The sequence below is a fragment of the Rahnella inusitata genome (assembly GCF_018288855.1).
Taxonomy (GTDB): domain Bacteria; phylum Pseudomonadota; class Gammaproteobacteria; order Enterobacterales; family Enterobacteriaceae; genus Rahnella; species Rahnella inusitata.
The window spans coordinates 1360696-1382989 of record NZ_CP065024.1 but is presented as its reverse complement, the minus strand read 5'-3'; the positions used below and the strand labels follow the sequence as shown (position 1 = coordinate 1382989).

Here is a 22294-nt window from a genome sequence, read left to right as displayed (position 1 = left end):
GACTTATTTCTCGTTATCTTGAATATTACTGCGCATCAACTCTGTGCGTAAATGCTGTGTCAGACGTCTGGCTGCTAAGGCCAGCGAAAGGTCATGGTCATCCATAAAATCCATTACTTTCACTTTATCGGCAATCGTAATGACAAATTCAGGTTTTACGGGCGGTATTTCATACCATTTCCCATGCTTAGTCAGCATGGGCGGATGACAGGAGATATGCACAATCCGTACATCGCTCCCCGCTCGTAGCGCAATGTTCGCGGCCCCACGTTGTAGAGTCATCGGCTGACCGGGCAAAGAGCGCGTTCCCTCGGGGAATATTAATAACGTTCCCCCCGCCTGCAAACGTGCCTCGCACGCCAGTAACAAAGCATCCGAACCTGCATTCACCAAATATCCTGCTGCTTTAATAACGCCGCGCAAAAAAGGGTTCTGCAATAAAGCCTGCTTCACAATGCAGTCACAGCGTGGCATACGCGACGCGAGGATCACATAGTCGAGAAGGCTTGGGTGGTTTGCAACGACCAGACAACCGGCGTCCTGCTCAAACTTATCATCGCCGATAAACCGATAATCCATCACACCAAACATCCGTAATCCACCAAGGAAAAAACGGAAACTGTTACGAATACTGTTCAATGTCATACGGTGCAACCTCTCCGGCTGACGGACAATCAGCCGCAACAGGTTAAACCATATGATTGATAGCAACAGCCCGCCAATTCCGAAAAGCGCGAAAAAGAAGCCTGTTGCAGCCCATCGCCACATCCTGTTCGCAAGGGAAGAAATTTCGTAGGGTAATACAGAGATGTTTCTCACAAAGTATGCACCCAGTGCCAACGGCGACGTTTATCCGCATCGACGTAAAAGTTAGGAGACGATGTAAGGTAACCCCGCAGGAATTGTAAGCTCTGAGGAAGGGTAACCGCATCAATATCATCCGGTGAAGTTACGTTGCTACATTGCAATGTATCACCCGCGGTTAATATTATTCCTACAGCATAAGGTAAAAACTCAGAATTCACCGATTTGTCATACATCGGCGGTATTTCACCTTCGAAGTCAATCAACATTACCCGGCTAGCGCCGCCAGCGAGTATCGCTTGAGCTTCGAGTAACCCTTGTTGAAAACTGTCGTTACCTGCCGCCAATGAGGTGATCGGCAGCGGAACTTTGCTAATAATCGTCAGCCAGCCAGCGGCGGTATTATGTACCGACATCGAGAACTCTGTGGGAGAAGTCGATTGCTCATCGGCCAGAGCATGCAGGATTCGTCCTGTGCGCTCGAGCTCACCGTGACGGCTGGTAAAAATGGCAGCATCAATATTATTCGAGGCGAGTAATGAGAGCCCTGTATTCACAGCCAGTCGGCTACCGATACTCATACGCCGTGCAGACATCATCGGGATATGGGACGTTTTCGGGAATTCCCCGGAAAACATATTGATATCAGGCTGATTAGCCCACTGGATCCAGTTTTCGCAACTGTCGATTCCCGCAGCGAGAGCCCGCCAGTCAAGTATATCCAGTGAGAATTTCATGATGAGTTATCTTTATGAATTTGCCGAGCTAAGACTCTATGATATTTGATTGCTCGTTGCATCTGCAATCTATCGGGCAGTCATAGCGGATCGAAGATTTCTTTAACGTGTTTCAATGCTGTATATATTATGACTGAATATTAGATTTTAAAAAACTGGATTATGACGATATATAGCGCGAATTACCTTTAATAATTAACCAAACCAATCATAAACAAGAGCGAATAATAATTATTATGAAATAGAAAAATAATCATTTTAATATTTAATTTGGCTTAATTTTTCGTAATCAGATAAGTAGTAGTCTGTAATCAGGGCAATGTTGGCCAGTTAATACTCAAAATAATGCGTGAGAATTGAAATAGAGAGGGAATGCATACCTTAAATCACGAAAAAACAAATGCAAAAAACCCTGAATCTTTCGATTCAGGGTCTGTGCAATTAGTGGCGGAACGGACGGGGCTCGAACCCGCGACCCCCTGCGTGACAGGCAGGTATTCTAACCAACTGAACTACCGCTCCACCGGTTCTTTCACTCACATCAGAAAACGTCTGATACAAGTTTGTTCCTGTTATTTTCCTTGTCAGGGGAAAAGGAACTAATTTGATGCCTGGCAGTTCCCTACTCTCGCATGGGGAGACCCCACACTACCATCGGCGCTACGGCGTTTCACTTCTGAGTTCGGCATGGGGTCAGGTGGGACCACCGCGCTAGTGCCGCCAGGCAAATTCTGTTTCATCCGTACCGCCACGCACCGTGATTTCTCACAACGCCTCGCCATACGAACCAATCTCGGAACGTCGCTGAAAATCTACTTCCACACGCTCGCGCGCAGCAGAGTCACTCTAATCAAAACACCTTTGGTGTTGTAAGGTTAAGCCTCTCGGGTCATTAGTACTGGTTAGCTCAATGCATCGCTGCACTTACACACCCAGCCTATCAACGTCTTAGTCTTAAACGTCCCTTCAGGTGGCTTAAAGCCACAGGGAAGACTCATCTCGAGGCAAGTTTCGCGCTTAGATGCTTTCAGCGCTTATCTTTTCCGCATTTAGCTACCGGGCAATGCCATTGGCATGACAACCCGAACACCAGTGATGCGTCCACTCCGGTCCTCTCGTACTAGGAGCAGCCCCTCTCAATCTTCCAACGCCCACGGCAGATAGGGACCGAACTGTCTCACGACGTTCTAAACCCAGCTCGCGTACCACTTTAAACGGCGAACAGCCGTACCCTTGGGACCTACTTCAGCCCCAGGATGTGATGAGCCGACATCGAGGTGCCAAACACCGCCGTCGATATGAACTCTTGGGCGGTATCAGCCTGTTATCCCCGGAGTACCTTTTATCCGTTGAGCGATGGCCCTTCCATTCAGAACCACCGGATCACTATGACCTACTTTCGTACCTGCTCGAGCCGTCACTCTCGCAGTCAAGCTAGCTTATGCCATTGCACTAACCTCACGATGTCCGACCGTGATTAGCTAACCTTCGTGCTCCTCCGTTACTCTTTAGGAGGAGACCGCCCCAGTCAAACTACCCACCAGACACTGTCCTCACCCCGGATCACGGGGCCGAGTTAGAACATCAAACATTAAAGGGTGGTATTTCAAGGTTGGCTCCACGCAGACTGGCGTCCACGCTTCAAAGCCTCCCACCTATCCTACACATCAAGGCTCAATGTTCAGTGTCAAGCTATAGTAAAGGTTCACGGGGTCTTTCCGTCTTGCCGCGGGTACACTGCATCTTCACAGCGAGTTCAATTTCACTGAGTCTCGGGTGGAGACAGCCTGGCCATCATTACGCCATTCGTGCAGGTCGGAACTTACCCGACAAGGAATTTCGCTACCTTAGGACCGTTATAGTTACGGCCGCCGTTTACCGGGGCTTCGATCAAGAGCTTCGCATTGCTGCTAACCCCATCAATTAACCTTCCGGCACCGGGCAGGCGTCACACCGTATACGTCCACTTTCGTGTTTGCACAGTGCTGTGTTTTTATTAAACAGTTGCAGCCAGCTGGTATCTGCGACTGGCTTCGGCTCCGAGAGCAAGTCTCTTCACCTACGCGCCAGCGTGCCTTCTCCCGAAGTTACGGCACCATTTTGCCTAGTTCCTTCACCCGAGTTCTCTCAAGCGCCTGAGTATTCTCTACCTGACCACCTGTGTCGGTTTGGGGTACGATTTCGTGTTACCTGGAGCTTAGAGGCTTTTCCTGGAAGCATGGCATCAACTACTTCACCACCGTAGTGGCTCGTTATCACGCCTCAGGGTTGAATATGTAACCGGATTTACCAAGTCACACCCCCTACACGCTTGAACCGGGACAACCGTCGCCCGGCTAGCCTAGCCTTCTCCGTCCCCCCTTCGCAGTAACACCAAGTGCTGGAATATTAACCAGCTTCCCATCGACTACGCTTTTCAGCCTCGCCTTAGGGGTCGACTCACCCTGCCCCGATTAACGTTGGACAGGAACCCTTGGTCTTCCGGCGTGCGGGTTTTTCACCCGCATTATCGTTACTTATGTCAGCATTCGCACTTCTGATACCTCCAGCACCCCTCACAGGACACCTTCGACGGCTTACAGAACGCTCCCCTACCCAACAACGCCTAAGCGTCGCTGCCGCAGCTTCGGTGCATGGTTTAGCCCCGTTACATCTTCCGCGCAGGCCGACTCGACCAGTGAGCTATTACGCTTTCTTTAAATGATGGCTGCTTCTAAGCCAACATCCTGGCTGTCTATGCCTTCCCACATCGTTTCCCACTTAACCATGACTTTGGGACCTTAGCTGGCGGTCTGGGTTGTTTCCCTCTTCACGACGGACGTTAGCACCCGCCGTGTGTCTCCCGTGATAACATTCTTCGGTATTCGGAGTTTGCATCGAGTTGGTAAGCCGGGATGGCCCCCTAGTCGAAACAGTGCTCTACCCCCGAAGATGAGTTCACGAGGCGCTACCTAAATAGCTTTCGGGGAGAACCAGCTATCTCCCGGTTTGATTGGCCTTTCACCCCCAGCCACAAGTCATCCGCTAATTTTTCAACATTAGTCGGTTCGGTCCTCCAGTTAGTGTTACCCAACCTTCAACCTGCCCATGGCTAGATCACCGGGTTTCGGGTCTATACCTTGCAACTTGACGCCCAGTTAAGACTCGGTTTCCCTACGGCTCCCCTATTCGGTTAACCTTGCTACAAAATATAAGTCGCTGACCCATTATACAAAAGGTACGCAGTCACCCAACAAAGTAGGCTCCCACTGCTTGTACGTACACGGTTTCAGGTTCTATTTCACTCCCCTCGCCGGGGTTCTTTTCGCCTTTCCCTCACGGTACTGGTTCACTATCGGTCAGTCAGGAGTATTTAGCCTTGGAGGATGGTCCCCCCATATTCAGACAGGATGTCACGTGTCCCGCCCTACTCATCGAACTCACAATAAGTGCATTTTTGTGTACGGGACTATCACCCTATACTGTGCGACTTTCCAGACGCTTCCACTAATGCACAAACTGATTCAGGTTCTGGGCTCTTCCCCGTTCGCTCGCCGCTACTGGGGGAATCTCGGTTGATTTCTTTTCCTCGGGGTACTTAGATGTTTCAGTTCCCCCGGTTCGCCTTGCATGGCTATGTATTCACCATGCAATAGTGTGTCGAAACACACTGGGTTTCCCCATTCGGGTATCGTCGGTTATAACGGTTCATATCACCTTACCGACGCTTTTCGCAGATTAGCACGCCCTTCATCGCCTCTGACTGCCTAGGCATCCACCGTGTACGCTTAGTCGCTTAACCTCACAACCCGAAGGTGTCTTAAAAGACATCGTCGCATTGCGATTATTTGAGAGACTCTATTACAGACAAAATCATCACTCAGTACTTCTACGGAGAGTGATGTTCAGCTGTAATGTTTCAATTTTCAGCTTGTTCCAGATTGTTAAAGAGCAAAATACTTCGCAGCATACTGTTACCAATATACTCTGAAGTATTATTTAAAGGCTGTACGGTAATGGTGGAGCTAAGCGGGATCGAACCGCTGACCTCCTGCGTGCAAGGCAGGCGCTCTCCCAGCTGAGCTATAGCCCCATACAGTCACTTACAGATACCTTTATCTATCTCATCGCTAGATGAGTCAGCCAATTCATTTCTTATCAAGGCGGAGTCACACGACGTTTGCGTTAGCAAACGAGGGAGGGACAACGCAGAGAAGGAAAGAATTGGTAGGCCTGAGTGGACTTGAACCACCGACCTCACCCTTATCAGGGGTGCGCTCTAACCACCTGAGCTACAAGCCTATAAAGGTATTTCTGCTCGTTACTTTTTCATCAGACAATCTGTGTGGACACTGCACAATGCGTATCTTTAGGTAAGGAGGTGATCCAACCGCAGGTTCCCCTACGGTTACCTTGTTACGACTTCACCCCAGTCATGAATCACAAAGTGGTAAGCGCCCTCCCGAAGGTTAAGCTACCTACTTCTTTTGCAACCCACTCCCATGGTGTGACGGGCGGTGTGTACAAGGCCCGGGAACGTATTCACCGTAGCATTCTGATCTACGATTACTAGCGATTCCGACTTCATGGAGTCGAGTTGCAGACTCCAATCCGGACTACGACATACTTTATGAGGTCCGCTTGCTCTCGCGAGTTTGCTTCTCTTTGTATATGCCATTGTAGCACGTGTGTAGCCCTACTCGTAAGGGCCATGATGACTTGACGTCATCCCCACCTTCCTCCGGTTTATCACCGGCAGTCTCCTTTGAGTTCCCACCATTACGTGCTGGCAACAAAGGATAAGGGTTGCGCTCGTTGCGGGACTTAACCCAACATTTCACAACACGAGCTGACGACAGCCATGCAGCACCTGTCTCACGGTTCCCGAAGGCACTAAGCTATCTCTAGCGAATTCCGTGGATGTCAAGAGTAGGTAAGGTTCTTCGCGTTGCATCGAATTAAACCACATGCTCCACCGCTTGTGCGGGCCCCCGTCAATTCATTTGAGTTTTAACCTTGCGGCCGTACTCCCCAGGCGGTCGACTTAACGCGTTAGCTCCGGAAGCCACGCCTCAAGGGCACAACCTCCAAGTCGACATCGTTTACAGCGTGGACTACCAGGGTATCTAATCCTGTTTGCTCCCCACGCTTTCGCACCTGAGCGTCAGTCTTTGTCCAGGGGGCCGCCTTCGCCACCGGTATTCCTCCAGATCTCTACGCATTTCACCGCTACACCTGGAATTCTACCCCCCTCTACAAGACTCTAGCTTGCCAGTTTCAAATGCAGTTCCCAAGTTAAGCTCGGGGATTTCACATCTGACTTAACAAACCGCCTGCGTGCGCTTTACGCCCAGTAATTCCGATTAACGCTTGCACCCTCCGTATTACCGCGGCTGCTGGCACGGAGTTAGCCGGTGCTTCTTCTGCGAGTAACGTCAATCGCTGCAGCTATTAACTACAGCGCCTTCCTCCTCGCTGAAAGTGCTTTACAACCCTAAGGCCTTCTTCACACACGCGGCATGGCTGCATCAGGCTTGCGCCCATTGTGCAATATTCCCCACTGCTGCCTCCCGTAGGAGTCTGGACCGTGTCTCAGTTCCAGTGTGGCTGGTCATCCTCTCAGACCAGCTAGGGATCGTCGCCTAGGTGAGCCATTACCCCACCTACTAGCTAATCCCATCTGGGCACATCCGATGGCGTGAGGCCCGAAGGTCCCCCACTTTGCTCTTGCGAGGTCATGCGGTATTAGCTACCGTTTCCAGTAGTTATCCCCCTCCATCAGGCAGTTTCCCAGACATTACTCACCCGTCCGCCGCTCGTCACCCAGAGAGCAAGCTCTCCTGTGCTACCGCTCGACTTGCATGTGTTAGGCCTGCCGCCAGCGTTCAATCTGAGCCATGATCAAACTCTTCAATTAAAAGTTCGATTTGCTTAAACAAGTTAAGCGGTGCTCAAAGATTACTTCGTAATAATTCAACTAAATGAATTACTGCTTGGTCACTCTAAGACTTGATATTTTTTTGCCACCGAGGTGGCTGATATCGTCTTGTGAGTGCCCACACAGATTGTCTGATAAATTGTTAAAGAGCAGTGAGTTACGCGCTTTCGCTTGCTAACTCGAGGTGGCGTATATTACGCTTTCCTCATTCAGTGTCAACCGTTTATTTCGCCGGATGCCGCTGTTTTTAATCTTTCCCGACCCGGTTACTTCGTGATGTTGTTCACGTTGTTCCCTGTCGATGGAGCGGCATTATAGGGAGTTGGATTTTAATGGCAAGCGAATAAACACAGTTTTATTTCGTTTGCCGTTTTTTTATCCAAAGACCGTTATTTTAACGCTTTTGCTATAAAGGAAGGCAAGGCAGCAAGGCTTTCAAGTACTGCGTCTGCCACACTTTCGCTTTCCGCTGTCACTGGCTTCCCTGTACGCACTAAAATTTTAGTCCCCACGCCTGCGGCAGCAGCCGCCTGCATGTCTTCAAGCTTGTCGCCGACCATATAAGAAGAGGCCATATCAATATTCAGCTCTTCTTTCGCCGTTAAGAACATCCCAGGCAAAGGCTTACGGCAGTCACAAACCTGAGTAAACTCTTTCACTGAGCCTTCAGGATGATGCGGACAGAAATAGATGCCATCGAGATCGACACCACGATCGGCGAGGGACCAGTCCATCCATTCGGTCAGTGTCATAAACTGGTCTTCGGTAAACTTGCCGCGTGCAATTCCCGATTGATTCGTCACTAACACCAGTAAGAAGCCCATTTCCTTTAACTTAAGGCAGGCGTCGATTACACCGTCGATAAATTGGAATTCATCGATTTCATGTACATAGCCGTGATCGACATTCAAAGTGCCATCACGGTCGAGAAAGATTGCTGAAACAGGTTGTGCCACGTATTTGCTCCTGATGGCTGATTAACGGCGTCAGTATCGCATGTTTTCAATGTCAGTGAGAATGTTAACCTGGTTGACTTAGACGTCTAGACGCCTTAGCATCCACGACATGCTACGAGGGGCTCCCTCGCAGAGTTAAATTCACCATGTCACGGCAAAAAGACAGAATAAAAAATAATATGATTAAACTTTCAAATATCACCAAGGTTTTCCAGCAGGGATCGCGCCAGATCGTCGCGCTTTCCGACGTGAGTCTTCACGTCCCTGCAGGACAAATATATGGCGTGATCGGCTCATCTGGCGCGGGTAAGAGTACATTAATCCGCTGCGTCAATTTGCTCGAGCGTCCGACCGAAGGCCAGGTGTTGGTCGATGGTCAGGATCTGATGTCCTTTTCAGAAAAAGCATTAACCCGCGCGCGTCGCCAGATTGGCATGATTTTTCAGCATTTTAATTTACTGTCATCCCGCACCGTCTTTGGCAACGTCGCACTGCCGCTGGAGCTGGACAACCTCTCCGGGGCTGAAATTAAAAAACGCGTTTCAGAGTTGCTGAAACTGGTTGGTCTGGAAGATAAGCATGACGCCTACCCTGCCAACCTTTCCGGTGGGCAGAAACAGCGCGTCGCGATTGCCCGCGCACTGGCGAGTAACCCTAAAGTTCTGCTGTGTGATGAAGCCACCAGCGCTTTGGACCCGGCAACAACCCGCTCCATCCTGGAATTACTGAAAGACATCAACCGCCGTCTGGGATTAACCATCCTGTTGATCACCCATGAGATGGATGTCGTAAAACGTATTTGCGATCAGGTTGCGGTGATAAGCGACGGTAAACTGATTGAGCAGGATAAAGTGAGCGAGATGTTCTCACATCCGAAAACCCCGCTGGCTCAGCAATTTATTCAGTCAACGCTGCATCTGGATATTCCGGAAGATTACGCAGTACGTCTGGTGCCCGCGCCAGAACAAGGCCGCGTGCCTTTATTGCGTCTGGAATTTACCGGTCAGTCCGTTGATGCTCCACTGCTTTCCGAAGCCGTACGACGTTTTGATGTAAACAATAATATTATCAGTGCTCAGATGGATTATGCCGGTGGCGTGAAGTTCGGGATTATGCTGACAGAAATGCACGGTTCAGAAGAAAACACTCAGGCAGCGATTCAGTTCCTGCATGAGAATCAGGTGAAAGTTGAGGTACTCGGTTATGTCTGAGGCAATGATGTGGTTAATGGGCCGGGGTATCTGGGAAACTGTCATCATGACACTGACCTCTGGCTTCTTTGGTTTTGCGCTCGGGCTACCCTTTGGTGTGCTGTTGTACGTCACCCGTCCGGGGCAAATTGCTGAGAATAAAAATGTCTATCGCGTGATGTCTGCGCTGGTGAACATATTCCGTTCGATTCCATTCATTATCCTGCTGGTCTGGATGATTCCATTTACCCGCGTCATTGTGGGCACCTCCATTGGATTGCAGGCGGCAATTGTTCCGCTGACCGTGGGCGCTGCGCCATTTATTGCACGTATGGTGGAAAATGCGCTGCTGGAAATTCCAAGCGGTCTGGTTGAGGCTTCCCGCGCAATGGGTGCCACACCGATGCAAATCATCCGCAAAATTCTGTTGCCGGAGGCCTTGCCGGGTCTGGTTAACGCAGCCACTATTACTTTGATAACTTTGGTCGGCTATTCTGCGATGGGCGGTGCCGTTGGTGCCGGTGGTCTCGGACAGATCGGTTATCAGTATGGTTATATCGGTTATGACGCAACTGTCATGAACACGGTATTAGTCCTGTTAGTCGTTTTGGTGTATTTAATTCAGTTTTGTGGCGATCGCATTGTAAAAGCGGTCACGCATAAATAACGAAATAACAACTGTAAAACGTAACCCTGCGAATGATTTTTATCCGCTTATTGAGGAAAGGACATGTCAAACAAATTTAAATCCATTGCTGTTGTCGGCGCGCTTCTGGGATCGCTGGCTTTAGCGGGCTGCGGACCAAAAGAACAAGATCCAAACCATATTAAAGTGGGTGTGATTGTCGGTTCTGAGCAACAGGTTGCAGAAGTTGCACAAAAAGTAGCGAAAGAAAAATACGGTCTGGACGTTGAACTGGTGACCTTCAACGATTACGTTCTGCCGAACGAAGCACTGAGCAAAGGTGATATCGACGTTAACGCCTTCCAGCACAAACCTTATTTGGACCAGCAGATCAAAGACCGCGGTTACAAACTGGTGCCGGTCGGTAATAGTTTCGTTTACCCAATCGCGGGCTATTCTAAGAAAATCAAATCTGTAGATGAACTGAAAGAAGGCGATCAGGTTGCATTGCCAAACGATCCGACCAACCTTGGTCGCTCTTTACTGCTGCTGCAAAAACAAGGTCTGATCAAACTGAAAGACGGTGTTGGCCTGTTGCCGACCGTTCTTGATGTCACTGAGAACCCTAAAAACCTGAAACTGGTTGAGCTGGAAGCACCACAGCTGCCACGTTCACTGGATGATGCCAAAATCGCACTGGCGGTAATTAACACGACTTACGCCAGCCAGATCGGTCTGACACCAGAGAAAGACGGTATCTTCGTAGAAGATAAAAACTCACCGTATGTGAACCTGATTGTGGCTCGTGAAGACAATAAAGATGCTGAAAACGTGAAGAAATTCGTACAGGCTTACCAGTCTGACGAAGTGAACGCTGCTGCGAATAAAATCTTCAACGGCGGCGCAGTGAAAGGCTGGTAATCCGGGTCTTCAGGAACTCAGCATTGCGCCTGAAAATTCCTGTGAAATATAGATTTTATAAATAAGTACAAGGCGGGCATATGCCCGCCTTGTTATTTTCTCAATACCTTGGTTCAATAACGCCACATTCATTCCTGTAAACATATTAAAAAGCAGAGGATTTACCATGCGTGCTTTACCTCTCTGTTTGTCGGCGCTTTTGCTGGCGGGTTGTTCCCTGACTCAACACACACAGCCAATCACCACTGCACCTGTTGTTAAAGAAGAGCCAAAACCCGTCAAACCCAAACCGGCTCCAGTTCGCCCGGCTCCAGTAAAACTGTATAAAGATGCAGAAGCGCTGGTCGGCACACCGTTCCGTGACTTAGGCGAAGTCTCCGGAGAATCATGTCAGTCCGATCAGAATGATGCTCCGCCGAGCCTGGCCACAGCACGTAAAAGAATGCTGACCCGAGCATCCTACATGAAAGCCAATGCTGTGCTTTTACATCAGTGCCAGATCCTTGGTGGCGTACCGGGCTGCTTCCAGCAGGCAATTTGTCAGGGCTCCGCTCTGAACGTCACCTTTAAATGACCTCATTTTCTTTTGAGCAAATAGGGACCATCCACTCGCCCTATAAAGAGAAATTTGCTGTCCCCCGCCAGCCTGGTCTGATTCAGGATGGCGGCGGTGAGTTACATTTGCACGCGCCGTATAACCAGCCTGAAGCCGTTCGCGGTTTGGAAGAATTCAGTCATCTCTGGGTGATGTTTATTTTTCATCAGACGATGGACGGTGGCTGGCGTCCTACAGTGCGCCCTCCCCGCCTTGGGGGTAACGCGCGAACCGGCGTATTTGCCACACGTTCAACCTTTCGACCCAATCCACTTGGAATGTCTTTGGTTGAGCTGAAAGGGATCCACTGCCAGGGGCAAAACGTCATCCTGCAGCTCGGCAGTCTGGATCTGGTCGATGGCACGCCGGTGGTGGATATCAAACCGTATCTGCCCTTTGCAGAAAGCCACCCGGATGCTCGTGCAGGCTTTGCTCAGCACGCACCAGACGCCGATATGCCGGTAGAGTTTCTGCCTCAGGCAGAACAGCAGCTGGCCGAACACATTCATCAATACCCTCACCTGCGTCGCTTCATCACGCAAGTGCTGGGGCAAGATCCTCGCCCGGCCTACCGCAAGGGCGAAGCCACCGAGCGGGATTATGCCGTTCGCCTGCTGGAGTTTAATGTCCGCTGGCGGGTGACAGGCTCTGTGAATCAGGTATTGTCGCTCGACAAAGACTAAATTTCCTCTGCGTCTCTTTTGGCAACACCAACTCGCTGGTAAACTAAACCACTTTTTACGTTTTGGCGGCTTTTAGCCGCCCGATTGCAATTTGCAGTGCTAACGGAATCAACACATCATGCGTACTACTCAATATCTGCTCTCTACTCTGAAAGAGACGCCAGCCGACGCGGAAGTTATCAGCCATCAGCTGATGCTGCGTGCGGGGATGATCCGCAAACTGGCTTCCGGCCTGTACACCTGGCTGCCAACCGGCCTGCGTGTTCTCAGAAAAGTTGAAAACATCGTGCGCGAAGAAATGAACAACGCGAACGCCATTGAAGTGTCGATGCCGGTAGTTCAGCCCGCCGACCTGTGGCAGGAGAGCGGACGTTGGGAACAATACGGTCCTGAATTGCTGCGTTTTGTTGACCGTGGTGATCGTCCGTTCGTTCTGGGTCCAACTCATGAAGAAGTGATTACCGACTTGATCCGTAATGAAGTCAGCTCATACAAGCAGCTGCCACTGAACTTCTTCCAGATCCAGACCAAATTCCGTGACGAAGTTCGCCCGCGTTTTGGTGTGATGCGTTCCCGTGAATTCCTGATGAAAGATGCCTACTCGTTCCACACGACGCAGGAATCTTTGCAGGAAACGTATGATGTGATGTACGCGGCCTACAGCCAGATTTTCAACCGTATGGGCCTGGATTTCCGTGCAGTACTGGCAGATACCGGTTCTATCGGCGGCAGCGCGTCTCACGAATTCCAGGTTCTGGCGCAGAGCGGCGAAGATGATGTCGTATTCTCTGACTCTTCAGATTTCGCGGCCAACATCGAGTTCGCAGAAGCGTTGGCTCCGACCGCACCTCGCGGCGCGGCGACCGAAGAGATGCGCATCGTTGAAACGCCAAATGCCAAAACCATTGCTGAGCTGACAGAACAGTTCCAGGTGCCGGTTGAGAAAACCGTGAAAACCCTGATGGTTCATGCAACGCCAGAAAGCGGCCATAAACTGATCGCCCTGCTCATTCGCGGCGATCATGAACTCAACGAAATCAAAGCGGAAAAACTGCCACAAGTTGCAGCGCCACTGACTTTTGCTACCGAAGCGGAAATCCGTGAAATCGTTGCGGCTGGCCCGGGTTCGCTCGGTCCGGTCAATCTGCCAATGCCAGTGGTTGTTGACCGTACCGTTGCTGCCATGAGCGATTTCAGCGCGGGAGCCAACATCGACGGCCAGCATTATTTCGGCATTAACTGGGATCGCGATGCTGCGCTGCCAGAAGTGGCGGATCTGCGTAACGTGGTGGCTGGTGATCCAAGCCCGGATGGTCAGGGTACGCTGGTGATTAAGCGCGGTATCGAAGTCGGTCATATCTTCCAACTGGGCATCAAGTATTCAGAAGCGATGAATGCAACCGTTCAGGGTGAGGATGGTCGTAATCAGGTAATGACCATGGGTTGTTACGGTATCGGTGTGAGCCGCGTGGTTGCCGCCGCTATCGAACAGAACCACGACGATCGCGGTATAATCTGGCCGGACGCTATTGCTCCGTTCCAGGTCGCTATTCTGCCAATGAACATGCACAAATCTTTCCGCGTGAAAGATGCGGCAGAAGCGTTATATGCAGAACTGCGTTCACACGGTATTGACGTGATCCTCGACGATCGTAAAGAGCGTCCTGGGGTAATGTTTGCGGATATGGAACTGATCGGTGTTCCGCATCACGTCGTGATTGGCGATCGTAATCTGGACGCTGAAGAGCTGGAATACAAAAACCGTCGCTCCGGTGAAAAACAAATGATCAAACAAAGCGATATCGTTTCTTATCTGCTGGGCCAGATCCCGCGTTAAGGATCTGCCAAAGATCGTTGTATATAAAAATGCCCGCATTGAGCGGGCATTTTTATTTGTGCTTTTCGCTTAGCAGCGGTACTTACGGACAAGCTTTGGTTGCATCAAACTTTACGTTTTTATCAGCCACCACAGCTTTCTGCATCTGCCCTTCTTCCATCGACGGTTCCGTCATGAAATGACCATCCATTGATACAAAGACCAGCTGATTTGGTGCCTTACGCGCCGCGAGATATCCCTGTTGCAGCGATTTGCTGGCAGACATCGGGAAAACTTTCCCTGTCGCACAATCCTTGAAAGAAGCGGCATCGGCGCTGTACTGCATCATACCGGTCAGCGGCATGGGCGTCTTCGGTAAACTCTGCTGCGTAGGTTTCAGCGTGTAATTGAGCGACGAAATAATCGGCGCACCGCTGGTATCAAGCATTTCAAGATTTTCATCTTTCGGGTGGAAGTAACGCTTTTCACCCTTAGCATCGGTCAGGACCAGCTTGTCAGCGGTTCTCGCCCAACTGCCATAGCTGGCGAAAGTCTGATCGCCGTCTTTGGCTGCCTGATAGGTTTCCTGCAGAACATACGTGCCGTCCTGCTGGAGGAATAAGGATGTCTCCAGCCCGCCACAATCGGCGCACGGCAGGACACCACTGTAACTTTGCTGCATCGCCTGCAACGGTTTTTCCTGATTGAAGGCAGCGGTATGGCAGCCAAACAGTGACAGCGCCCCGAGCGCCAGCACTGCGGTTATGATGATTTTTTTCACAGTTTCTCCCCTACTGCTCTTTCTGAGTGTTGCGATAAAAATTGTCCTGCAACACGATATAAGGCTATCGAACTTTGCCCCGCAATGCTTTTGTCGCGCCCTTGCGCACTTTACTTTCCACCCGGCGGATCTTAGACCCCTTGGTTGGCTTAGTTGCACGACGGGGTTTTTCCACCACCATCGCCTGCGCAATCAAAGTATTCAACCGTGCCAGCGCCGCTTCGCGGTTTTGTTCCTGGCTGCGGGATTCCTGCGCCTTGATAACCACCCAACCATCAGCCGTAATGGAATGGTGATTGAACGCCATCAGACGTTCTTTATAGTAGTCTGGCAAACTTGAGGCTTTAATATCAAAACGTAAATGTATTGCCGTTGACGTTTTATTGACGTTCTGGCCACCGTTGCCCTGCGCGCGGATTGCCGTTAATTCAATTTCGCTGTCTGGTATTTCCATTTTGCCGGAAAGGATTAGCACACCTGTTACCTTGCTTCTTTCACGACTGACTCTTTCCATTCAGAAAAATGAATTTCTAAATTACTCTGAGCATCGGAAAGCCAAATAGTTCCGTCTTGCAAAGTCGCTTGTAAATCCATGGTTCTGCTGCCAAATGCGGTGAGCTGAGTCAGCATTTCATCGTCGATATAACGAATGCGCAAATTCTCAAAACCTCTGACTTTGCCTTCGATTTGCGACCACCAAACTCTGGCCGCGCGCTCACCGTAAGCGTAAAGCACCACTTCGCGCGACTGGTTACAGGCTCTTTTCAGACGCTTCTCATCAGGCAGCCCTAATTCGACCCATAACTCGATGCCATTATGGTCATTTTTACGCCAGATTTCCGGCTCATCTTCTGCGCTTAATCCGCGGGTAAACGTCAGTCGCTCATCGGCATGGTAAATCCAGGCAAGCAGACGCAGCATCATGCGTTGTTCTGTTTCTGAAGGATGCTGGGCCAGTGTCAGGTTGGCGTCATGAAAGAAATTGCGGTCCATATCAGCGATGTTGATCACTGCTTTATAAATAGTTGCTTTTAACGCCATGGTAAACCTCTTGATGATAGACGCACAGTGTACTTGAAAGCGTCACGTCGCGACCAGTTTAACCCCGCAGGTCCTTCTGAATAACCGTTTCAACGCAAACGATAAACCTTTGTGGGTTGTCTAATAACTGAGACTCTCCTGTGCTATAGTCGATAAATACTGAGAGCTTATCTTTCTGCGCTTTCCTCAGAGGGATACGCTTTTAAGGGAGAACCTATGCAACAATACTGTGAGTTGGTACGCCGTAAATATTCAGAGATTGCCAGCGGCGATCTGGGATATGTGCCCGATGCATTGGGCTGTGTATTGAAAGCATTGGACGAAGTGGCAGCAAACGCTGACCTTCCGTCCTCCGTTAGGGACCAGGCGGCCTATGCCGCCGCTAACTTATTGGTGAGCGATTATGTCGATGAATGATGAGTACCAACCCATCAATTGTGATGACTACGATAATCTCGAGCTCGCCTGCCAGAGTCACCTGGTGTTGACACTGAAGCTGCGTAGCGGAGAAATCGTCGAGGCGAAGGCTAACGATCTGCTGATGCGTAAGAAAGTAGAATATCTGGTGGCCGAGGTGAACGGCGAACAACGCGACCTGCGTCTGGATTACATCGAAAGCTTTAGTCATCCGGAAATTGGCACCGTGGTGGTCAGCGCCGAGTAGCGCGCCCTCCACACGTCAAACTAACGGGCAATCTCAGGATTGCCCGTTTGCATTTCTAAGCCCGGCTATTTCAGCGGCGCGAGGCTGGCGTAATATGCCGCCAAATCGCTGATATCCTGATCTGAAAGCGATGCCGTGAATGCCTGCATCACCCCCGCCTGCCCGCCGCTGCGCCCACCTTTCTTATACGCATGTAATGACAACGCCAGATATTCAGCGTTTTGCCCGGCTAAGTTAGGGTAAATCGAATTTGTCGCTTTACCGTTTGCGCCATGACAGGCGGCACAACTGGCCGACTTAGACTGCCCGTCAGCACTGTTTCCCTGCGCGAAAACCGGCGAACTCGCCACTAACAGTGCCAAAATACCTGCAACGTTACGCATTACTTCTCCCGCGGGCTTAGAATGTCCGCCCCAATTAATCATCTCATTTCTTCTCAGGCAACGGACCAGATGACCTGCCATTGCGCTTCATTGTCTTCGGCCAATGCCTGACGGGTAATGAACCAGCCCGGCGCGGCAATAAGTTGCTCATTGTAGTAAATCAACGGAATACGGTCACGCTGCCACGGCGGCACGCCGAGTTCAGACCATAATTTCTTGGCCTGACGCGCGCGGTCACGCCCGACTTTCTCGATATTCCCGTGCGCCTGAAAACGTATAGAGACGATTTCACCGGCGCGCGGCTGACGAACAAATGCGTTTTCATCGTCCGCTACAGGTGAGGAAGCGATAGACAGAGTGCCCAGTCCGTCCGGCAGTGTTAAAGACTGAGCAGGATCCCAGTTCAGCACGACCTCTTTCAAAGGCTGAAATTCTGGTAACAGATACAAACGCTGACGAAAGCGACGAACGGTCAACGCCCCCAGTCTTAACTGCGCCTGCGCATCTTCCCGGCTTAGCGCGACTTCATTCCAGATCATTTGTAACTGTTCCCGCGAAGGCATCTTCGCACCGCGTCGGGCCAGCCAGCGGCGCAGTAAGGCAGAACGTTTCACGTCAGAAACGTCGAGTAGCCCTTCTACCGCTAAACTGCCCTGCGAATCCGTTAATCTGCTCAGAGCTTCGCTCAGCAGTTCATCCAGAAGAGATTCCTGTTCCGCGCACAGCGCCGCACTACGGGCAGTGGCCTGTGCAAAATGCGGCCAGCGCTGATACAGCTCAGGCAGAATATTAAGACGCAGGAAGTTACGGTCAAAACGGGGATCCTGATTGCTGTCGTCCTCGATCCAGTTCAGGTGATGCTCACTGGCGTAGTCTTCCAGCTGTGCGCGGCTGATACTCAGCAGCGGCCGTAACAGACGATAACCTGGCGAAAAGCTGTCCGCACTCATTGCCGACAATCCCGCAGGTCCGCTGCCGCGTTTTAACGCCAGCATAAATGTTTCGCACTGATCGTTTAGATGCTGTGCCGTCAGCAGCACTTCATCTTTAGCCAGATTCTCTGCAAATGCCTGATAACGGGCAGCTCTCGCCGCTGCTTCAATGCCGCCTTGTTGTACATTCAGCTGCACATGCGCGACAGAAAACGCAATGTTATGTTGCAGGCAAAAGGCATGGCAATGCGTTACCCAGCTATCGGCAAACTGGCTTAATCCGTGATGAACATGCAACGCACGCAGCTCTATCTCCGGCAGCACAGTGTCACGCAGTTCTGCCAGACCCGCCAGCAGCACGGTGGAATCCAGCCCTCCGCTGAACGCCACGCAAAGCTTTCGTGCATCACCCATTTTTATGCGCAGATGCTCAGACAGAAAGCTGGCCGCAGAGTGTGAATTCATAGAGTTACCGGGATTCGTACAGTTCTAACGGCAAGCCGTCAGGATCGGAGAAAAAGGTAAACTGCTTGCCGGTATAGGGATCAACGCGAACAGGTTCGCAGCCCACGCCCGCCAGCTCCAGCGCGGCAACAGACTGCGCAATATCATCAACGCTGAACGCCAGATGGCGTAGCCCGCAAGCTTCCGGGCGACTTGGGCGCGCCGGGGGAGTCGGGAAGCTGAAAAGTTCGACGGTGTACTGGCCATTCAACGCTAAATCCGCTTTCCATGAATCACGCTCTTCGCGATAAAACTCCTCCACCAGCGTGAAACCGAGGATATCGCAGTAGAAGCGTTTACTGGCCTGATAATCAGACCCGATAACGGCGATGTGATGAATTTGGCGTAGAGTAAGCATGGCGTTTGTCCTGTTGATTATTGTGGTGCACGTTACTCAGCGTACCCGCAGACGTCAATAAAAAGCCCTCATCATGAGGGCTGTAGGTTATTCCGCGTCAGGAAGTTTAAGGACTTTCACCAGATAGCGCCCGTCTTCGGTCAGCCGCGCACCGTGAATATCCGTTTCAAAGCCCGGATAACGTTCGCCGATCGAACACAACATGATCAGGAAATCGAGCACGGCGCGGCTTTCCTCTGTGATCATCTCGCCCGGCATCACCACCGGCACGCCTGGCGGATAAGGCAGGATCATATTGGCCGAAACTTTACCGATCAGTTCGTCAATGTCGCATTCGTCGATATGTCCGCGCACCTGATGCTGGAACATTTCGTACGGCGTCATTTTCATTTCCGGCAGGACATCAAAGGCTTCCAGCATTAAGCGCGGCAGATCGTGACGGACGATCAGCTTGTGGATCCCCTGCGCCAGATCCTGAATACGCATATTGCGATAGAAATCGGGATCTTCCGCGTAAAGGTCGGGCAGCATATTTTTGACGCGCAGATTGAGATCGTAGCTGCGTTTGAAATCGGTCAGCCCGCGCATCACGCTCATAGACTTGGTTTTATCAATGCCTATGCTGAACAGGAACAGAAGATTGTAGGGGCCGGTCTTTTCAACCACTACGCCCCGCTCATCAAGGAATTTCGCCACCAGCGCCGCCGGGATCCCCTCTTCTTCCAGCGTGCCCATTTCATTCATGCCGGGCGTGAGGATCGTCACTTTGATCGGATCCAGATACATATGATCGGTATCCGCATTGGCGAAACCATGCCAGTTGTCATCCGGATTGAGTGGCCAGCACTGAGCTTCATCAATGTGTTCCGGCTGCCAGATATCGAAGAACCACCCGTCGGTTTCCTCGCGCAGTCTCTGGATCTCTTTACGAAAATGCAGCGCGCGCTCAACGGAACGGTTGATCAGCCGCCGTCCAGGATTACCGCGCAGCATCGCGGCTGCCGTTTCCGCTGAGGCCACGATGCCGTAGTTAGGGGATGTCGTGGTGTGCATCATGTAGGCTTCATTAAAGGTGCTTTCGTTGTAATCGCCTTTAATGTGGATCATCGACGCCTGCGAAAAAGCGGCCAGTAACTTGTGCGTAGACTGGGTTTCGTAAATGACTTTACCAGGCACGCGCTCACCGCTCATGCCGCTTTTCCCCTCGTAGATCGGGTGGAAATTGGTATAGGGCACCCAGGCTGAATCAAAATGAATCGAAGCGACGTCCAGCGTACTTTTAATGTAGTCAGTGTTGTACAACAGACCATCGTAAGTGGAGTTAGTGATGACGGCATGCACCGGCCAGGTGGCATTTTCAGTTTGCGTGATTTTCTCTTCGATACTTTGACGGGAGAATTCGTGTTTGGGGATCCCGCCAAGAATGCCGTATGCGTTACGATGCGGACGCAGATAAATCGGCACGATATTGGTCATCATCATCAGATGCGCCAGCGATTTATGGCAGTTGCGGTCAATCAGTACCGTGCTTCCCGCCGGCGCGGCGTACATTCCGACAATTTTGTTGGCCGTCGAGGTACCGTTGGTGACGATATAACTTTGCTCGGCTCCAAAAGTGCGCGCGATATATTCTTCGGCTTCGAGATGCGGACCGGTGTGATCGAGCAAAGAACCGAGTTCGGTGACTGAAATAGACACGTCGGCCTTCAGCGTTTTGGCCCCAAAGAAATCATAGAACAGCGTGCCGACCGGGCTTTTCAGAAAAGCCGTTCCCGCCATATGCCCAGGCGTACAAAACGTATACTTACCTTCCTCGACGTATTTAAACAGCGCTTTGGTCAGCGGCGGCGTGATGGTATCAATGTATTCGTCGGTGTACTGGCGGATGCGTTTGGCGATATCGTCCGCGGCGGTCAGCGCATACTCAAAGAAATACAGCACCATACGCATTTCATTCACATCGACGTCCAGCGTCGAATGCGTATTGATGAACGCATACAGTGGCAAGTATTCGTTGAGCTCATTAATTTCTGTACACAGCTCTTCGCTGTGCTCATCCCAGTCAAAAATGGCTCCGCAAATGCGGGCATTATTTTCGATGAGTTTCAGTAAGTCAGCGCGGTCCCGGGGATAAATCACCTGGAATCCGAGAAGCGTCAGGGCGCTATCCAGTTCGCGGATTGGCTCTTCTTTGTAGTAAGCCCCTTCCGGGCGCATGATAGCGATAATATTCATCTGACAAATCCTTCTGTTATTAGTATCTCATTTATTTATAGAAACACGGTTAGCGCCGGGTGTGTACCCTTTCGCATTGATTTTCTGGCTGGCAGAGGGAAATTAAGAATGCAGGAAGGACTGACGAAGAAAAATGGACAATAAAAAAGGCCATGCATTTGCATGGCCTTTCGGAAACTGGGGCTGAATCAGCAATAGCCGTAAGTCATCAGACGCTGATAGCGACGGTTACGTAATTCTTCCGTGCTCAACACATCCAGATCGCTCAGATCAGCTTCCAGTTGCGCGCGCAATGAAGCCGCCATTGCCTCAACGTTACGATGAGCGCCGCCCAGAGGCTCAGGGATCACCGAGTCGATCAGCTTAAGTTCTTTCAGACGAGGTGCCACGATGCCCATCGCTTCTGCTGCCAGAGGCGCTTTATCCGCGCTCTTCCACAGAATTGATGCACAGCCTTCCGGCGAGATAACCGAGTAGGTGCTGTATTGCAGCATGTTCACTTTATCGCCCACGCCGATAGCCAGTGCGCCACCAGAACCACCTTCACCGATAACGGTACAGATGACCGGCACGTTCAGACGTGACATCTCACGCAGGTTACGGGCGATCGCTTCAGACTGACCACGTTCCTCTGCACCGACGCCAGGGTATGCACCCGGAGTGTCGATGAAAGTGATGATTGGCAATTTGAAACGTTCGGCCATTTCCATCAGGCGTAATGCTTTGCGATACCCTTCCGGAGCTGGCATACCAAAGTTGCGACGGACTTTCTCTTTTGTTTCACGGCCTTTCTGATGACCAATGATCATCACGGCACGTTCACCCAAACGAGCAATCCCGCCAACGATAGCTTTATCGTCAGCGAATGCACGATCACCGGCCAGTTCATCAAACTCAGTGAAGATATGTTTGATGTAATCCAGGGTATAAGGGCGACGAGGATGGCGCGCCAGTTGGGCAATCTGCCAGGCGCCCAGATCAGAGAAAATCTTACGAGTCAGTTCAACGCTTTTCTCGCGCAAGCGTGCAACTTCTTCGTCCAGATTAATATCCAATTTTTCGTCTTGACGGCTGACGGCAGTCAGCGAGTCAATTTTCGCTTCGAGTTCCGCAATCGGCTGTTCAAAATCAAGAAAATTCAGACTCATAGCA

General features: G+C 50.9%; 20 protein-coding genes, 3 tRNA genes and 3 rRNA genes. 8 read left to right on the top strand and 18 right to left on the bottom strand.

Features of this window, described 5'->3' with window-relative positions:
- Positions 1 to 3: 3 nt before the first annotated feature.
- The 9 genes from I2123_RS06510 to gmhB form a co-directional block, all read right to left on the bottom strand.
- Positions 4 to 768: a lysophospholipid acyltransferase family protein gene (locus tag I2123_RS06510; protein WP_112169107.1), complete on the bottom strand. Its 765-nt coding sequence runs from the start codon at positions 766 to 768 to the stop codon at positions 4 to 6.
- Positions 769 to 815: 47 nt separating this feature from the next.
- Positions 816 to 1541, bottom strand: coding sequence for a beta-ketoacyl synthase chain length factor (locus I2123_RS06505; protein ID WP_213052016.1), 726 nt, complete (start codon positions 1539 to 1541; stop codon positions 816 to 818).
- A gap of 445 nt (positions 1542 to 1986) precedes the next feature.
- Positions 1987 to 2063: transfer RNA gene (locus I2123_RS06500), tRNA-Asp, on the bottom strand.
- An 87-nt stretch (positions 2064 to 2150) separates the two neighbouring features.
- Positions 2151 to 2266 (bottom strand): 5S ribosomal RNA (gene rrf / locus I2123_RS06495).
- A gap of 146 nt (positions 2267 to 2412) precedes the next feature.
- Positions 2413 to 5322, bottom strand: a 23S ribosomal RNA gene (locus I2123_RS06490).
- A gap of 215 nt (positions 5323 to 5537) precedes the next feature.
- Positions 5538 to 5613: transfer RNA gene (locus tag I2123_RS06485), tRNA-Ala, on the bottom strand.
- A gap of 132 nt (positions 5614 to 5745) precedes the next feature.
- Positions 5746 to 5822: transfer RNA gene (locus tag I2123_RS06480), tRNA-Ile, on the bottom strand.
- A gap of 72 nt (positions 5823 to 5894) precedes the next feature.
- Positions 5895 to 7437: ribosomal RNA gene (locus I2123_RS06475) — 16S ribosomal RNA — on the bottom strand.
- The 16S, 23S and 5S rRNA genes sit together here with 3 tRNA genes alongside, the layout of an rRNA operon.
- 410 nt (positions 7438 to 7847) lie before the next feature.
- Complete coding sequence (gene gmhB, locus I2123_RS06470) at positions 7848 to 8414, bottom strand: D-glycero-beta-D-manno-heptose 1,7-bisphosphate 7-phosphatase (protein WP_112168893.1); 567 nt, start codon at positions 8412 to 8414, stop codon at positions 7848 to 7850.
- A 179-nt stretch (positions 8415 to 8593) separates the two neighbouring features.
- On the opposite strand from gmhB, the gene metN reads away from it, so the two are divergent.
- The 3 genes from metN (at position 8594) to I2123_RS06455 (ending at position 11150) form a co-directional block, all read left to right on the top strand.
- Positions 8594 to 9625 carry a methionine ABC transporter ATP-binding protein MetN gene (gene metN, locus I2123_RS06465; RefSeq protein ID WP_112168892.1) on the top strand — a complete coding sequence of 344 codons (1032 nt, stop codon included), beginning with the start codon at positions 8594 to 8596 and terminating at the stop codon, positions 9623 to 9625.
- Positions 9618 to 10271 carry a methionine ABC transporter permease MetI gene (locus I2123_RS06460; protein ID WP_112168891.1) on the top strand — a complete coding sequence of 218 codons (654 nt, stop codon included), beginning with the start codon at positions 9618 to 9620 and terminating at the stop codon, positions 10269 to 10271. Before metN ends, I2123_RS06460 begins: the two co-directional genes overlap by 8 nt.
- A 63-nt stretch (positions 10272 to 10334) precedes the next feature.
- Entirely contained in the window at positions 10335 to 11150 is an 816-nt protein-coding gene (locus I2123_RS06455) for a MetQ/NlpA family lipoprotein (RefSeq protein ID WP_112168890.1), read from the top strand.
- Between the two features lie 9 nt (positions 11151 to 11159).
- Here the strand turns inward: I2123_RS06455 and I2123_RS06450 are convergent, their stop codons facing one another.
- Positions 11160 to 11318 carry a hypothetical protein gene (locus tag I2123_RS06450; protein ID WP_167457535.1) on the bottom strand — a complete coding sequence of 53 codons (159 nt, stop codon included), beginning with the start codon at positions 11316 to 11318 and terminating at the stop codon, positions 11160 to 11162.
- Here I2123_RS06450 and rcsF point away from each other — a divergent pair.
- From rcsF to proS, 3 genes are all read left to right on the top strand, one after another.
- Entirely contained in the window at positions 11317 to 11724 is a 408-nt protein-coding gene (rcsF, locus tag I2123_RS06445; RefSeq protein WP_112168889.1) for an Rcs stress response system protein RcsF, read from the top strand. The two genes, I2123_RS06450 and rcsF, sit on opposite strands and share 2 nt — an antisense overlap.
- Positions 11721 to 12428 (top strand): tRNA (N6-threonylcarbamoyladenosine(37)-N6)-methyltransferase TrmO, encoded by a 708-nt coding sequence (gene tsaA, locus I2123_RS06440; protein ID WP_112168888.1) that lies wholly within the window; start codon positions 11721 to 11723, stop codon positions 12426 to 12428. Before rcsF ends, tsaA begins: the two co-directional genes overlap by 4 nt.
- Positions 12429 to 12546: 118 nt before the next feature.
- Entirely contained in the window at positions 12547 to 14265 is a 1719-nt protein-coding gene (gene proS / locus I2123_RS06435) for a proline--tRNA ligase (RefSeq protein ID WP_213052015.1), read from the top strand.
- 82 nt (positions 14266 to 14347) lie between these two features.
- On the opposite strand, the gene nlpE is transcribed toward proS, so the two are convergent.
- The 3 genes from nlpE to I2123_RS06420 all read right to left on the bottom strand — a co-directional run bounded on the left by nlpE (position 14348) and on the right by I2123_RS06420 (position 16066).
- Positions 14348 to 15025: an envelope stress response activation lipoprotein NlpE gene (gene nlpE / locus I2123_RS06430; RefSeq protein ID WP_213052014.1), complete on the bottom strand. Its 678-nt coding sequence runs from the start codon at positions 15023 to 15025 to the stop codon at positions 14348 to 14350.
- 64 nt (positions 15026 to 15089) lie between these two features.
- Complete coding sequence (gene arfB, locus I2123_RS06425) at positions 15090 to 15539, bottom strand: alternative ribosome rescue aminoacyl-tRNA hydrolase ArfB (RefSeq protein WP_413535705.1); 450 nt, start codon at positions 15537 to 15539, stop codon at positions 15090 to 15092.
- Complete coding sequence (locus I2123_RS06420) at positions 15506 to 16066, bottom strand: YaeQ family protein (RefSeq protein ID WP_056781698.1); 561 nt, start codon at positions 16064 to 16066, stop codon at positions 15506 to 15508. The genes arfB and I2123_RS06420 overlap by 34 nt, the downstream gene beginning before the upstream one ends.
- 216 nt (positions 16067 to 16282) lie before the next feature.
- Between I2123_RS06420 and I2123_RS06415 the strand changes: the two genes are divergently transcribed.
- Together I2123_RS06415 and rof are read left to right on the top strand one after the other, a co-directional pair.
- Positions 16283 to 16483, top strand: coding sequence for a YaeP family protein (locus I2123_RS06415; RefSeq protein WP_112168884.1), 201 nt, complete (start codon positions 16283 to 16285; stop codon positions 16481 to 16483).
- The gene (gene rof / locus I2123_RS06410) at positions 16470 to 16730 is read left to right on the top strand and encodes a Rho-binding antiterminator (RefSeq protein WP_112168883.1); all 261 of its coding nucleotides are present in this window, start codon (positions 16470 to 16472) and stop codon (positions 16728 to 16730) included. The genes I2123_RS06415 and rof overlap by 14 nt, the downstream gene beginning before the upstream one ends.
- Before the next feature lie 65 nt (positions 16731 to 16795).
- Here the strand turns inward: rof and I2123_RS06405 are convergent, their stop codons facing one another.
- The 5 genes from I2123_RS06405 to accA all read right to left on the bottom strand — a co-directional run bounded on the left by I2123_RS06405 (position 16796) and on the right by accA (position 22290).
- Positions 16796 to 17113, bottom strand: a complete 318-nt coding sequence (locus I2123_RS06405; protein ID WP_112168882.1) for a c-type cytochrome — start codon at positions 17111 to 17113, stop codon at positions 16796 to 16798.
- Between the two features lie 53 nt (positions 17114 to 17166).
- Entirely contained in the window at positions 17167 to 18510 is a 1344-nt protein-coding gene (tilS, locus tag I2123_RS06400) for a tRNA lysidine(34) synthetase TilS (protein WP_213052013.1), read from the bottom strand.
- 4 nt (positions 18511 to 18514) lie between these two features.
- Positions 18515 to 18907, bottom strand: a complete 393-nt coding sequence (locus tag I2123_RS06395) for a VOC family protein (RefSeq protein WP_213052012.1) — start codon at positions 18905 to 18907, stop codon at positions 18515 to 18517.
- A gap of 87 nt (positions 18908 to 18994) precedes the next feature.
- Positions 18995 to 21142, bottom strand: a complete 2148-nt coding sequence (locus tag I2123_RS06390) for a lysine decarboxylase LdcC (RefSeq protein ID WP_213052011.1) — start codon at positions 21140 to 21142, stop codon at positions 18995 to 18997.
- A 188-nt stretch (positions 21143 to 21330) separates the two neighbouring features.
- Positions 21331 to 22290, bottom strand: coding sequence for an acetyl-CoA carboxylase carboxyl transferase subunit alpha (gene accA / locus I2123_RS06385; RefSeq protein WP_112168878.1), 960 nt, complete (start codon positions 22288 to 22290; stop codon positions 21331 to 21333).
- Positions 22291 to 22294 lie beyond the last annotated feature (4 nt).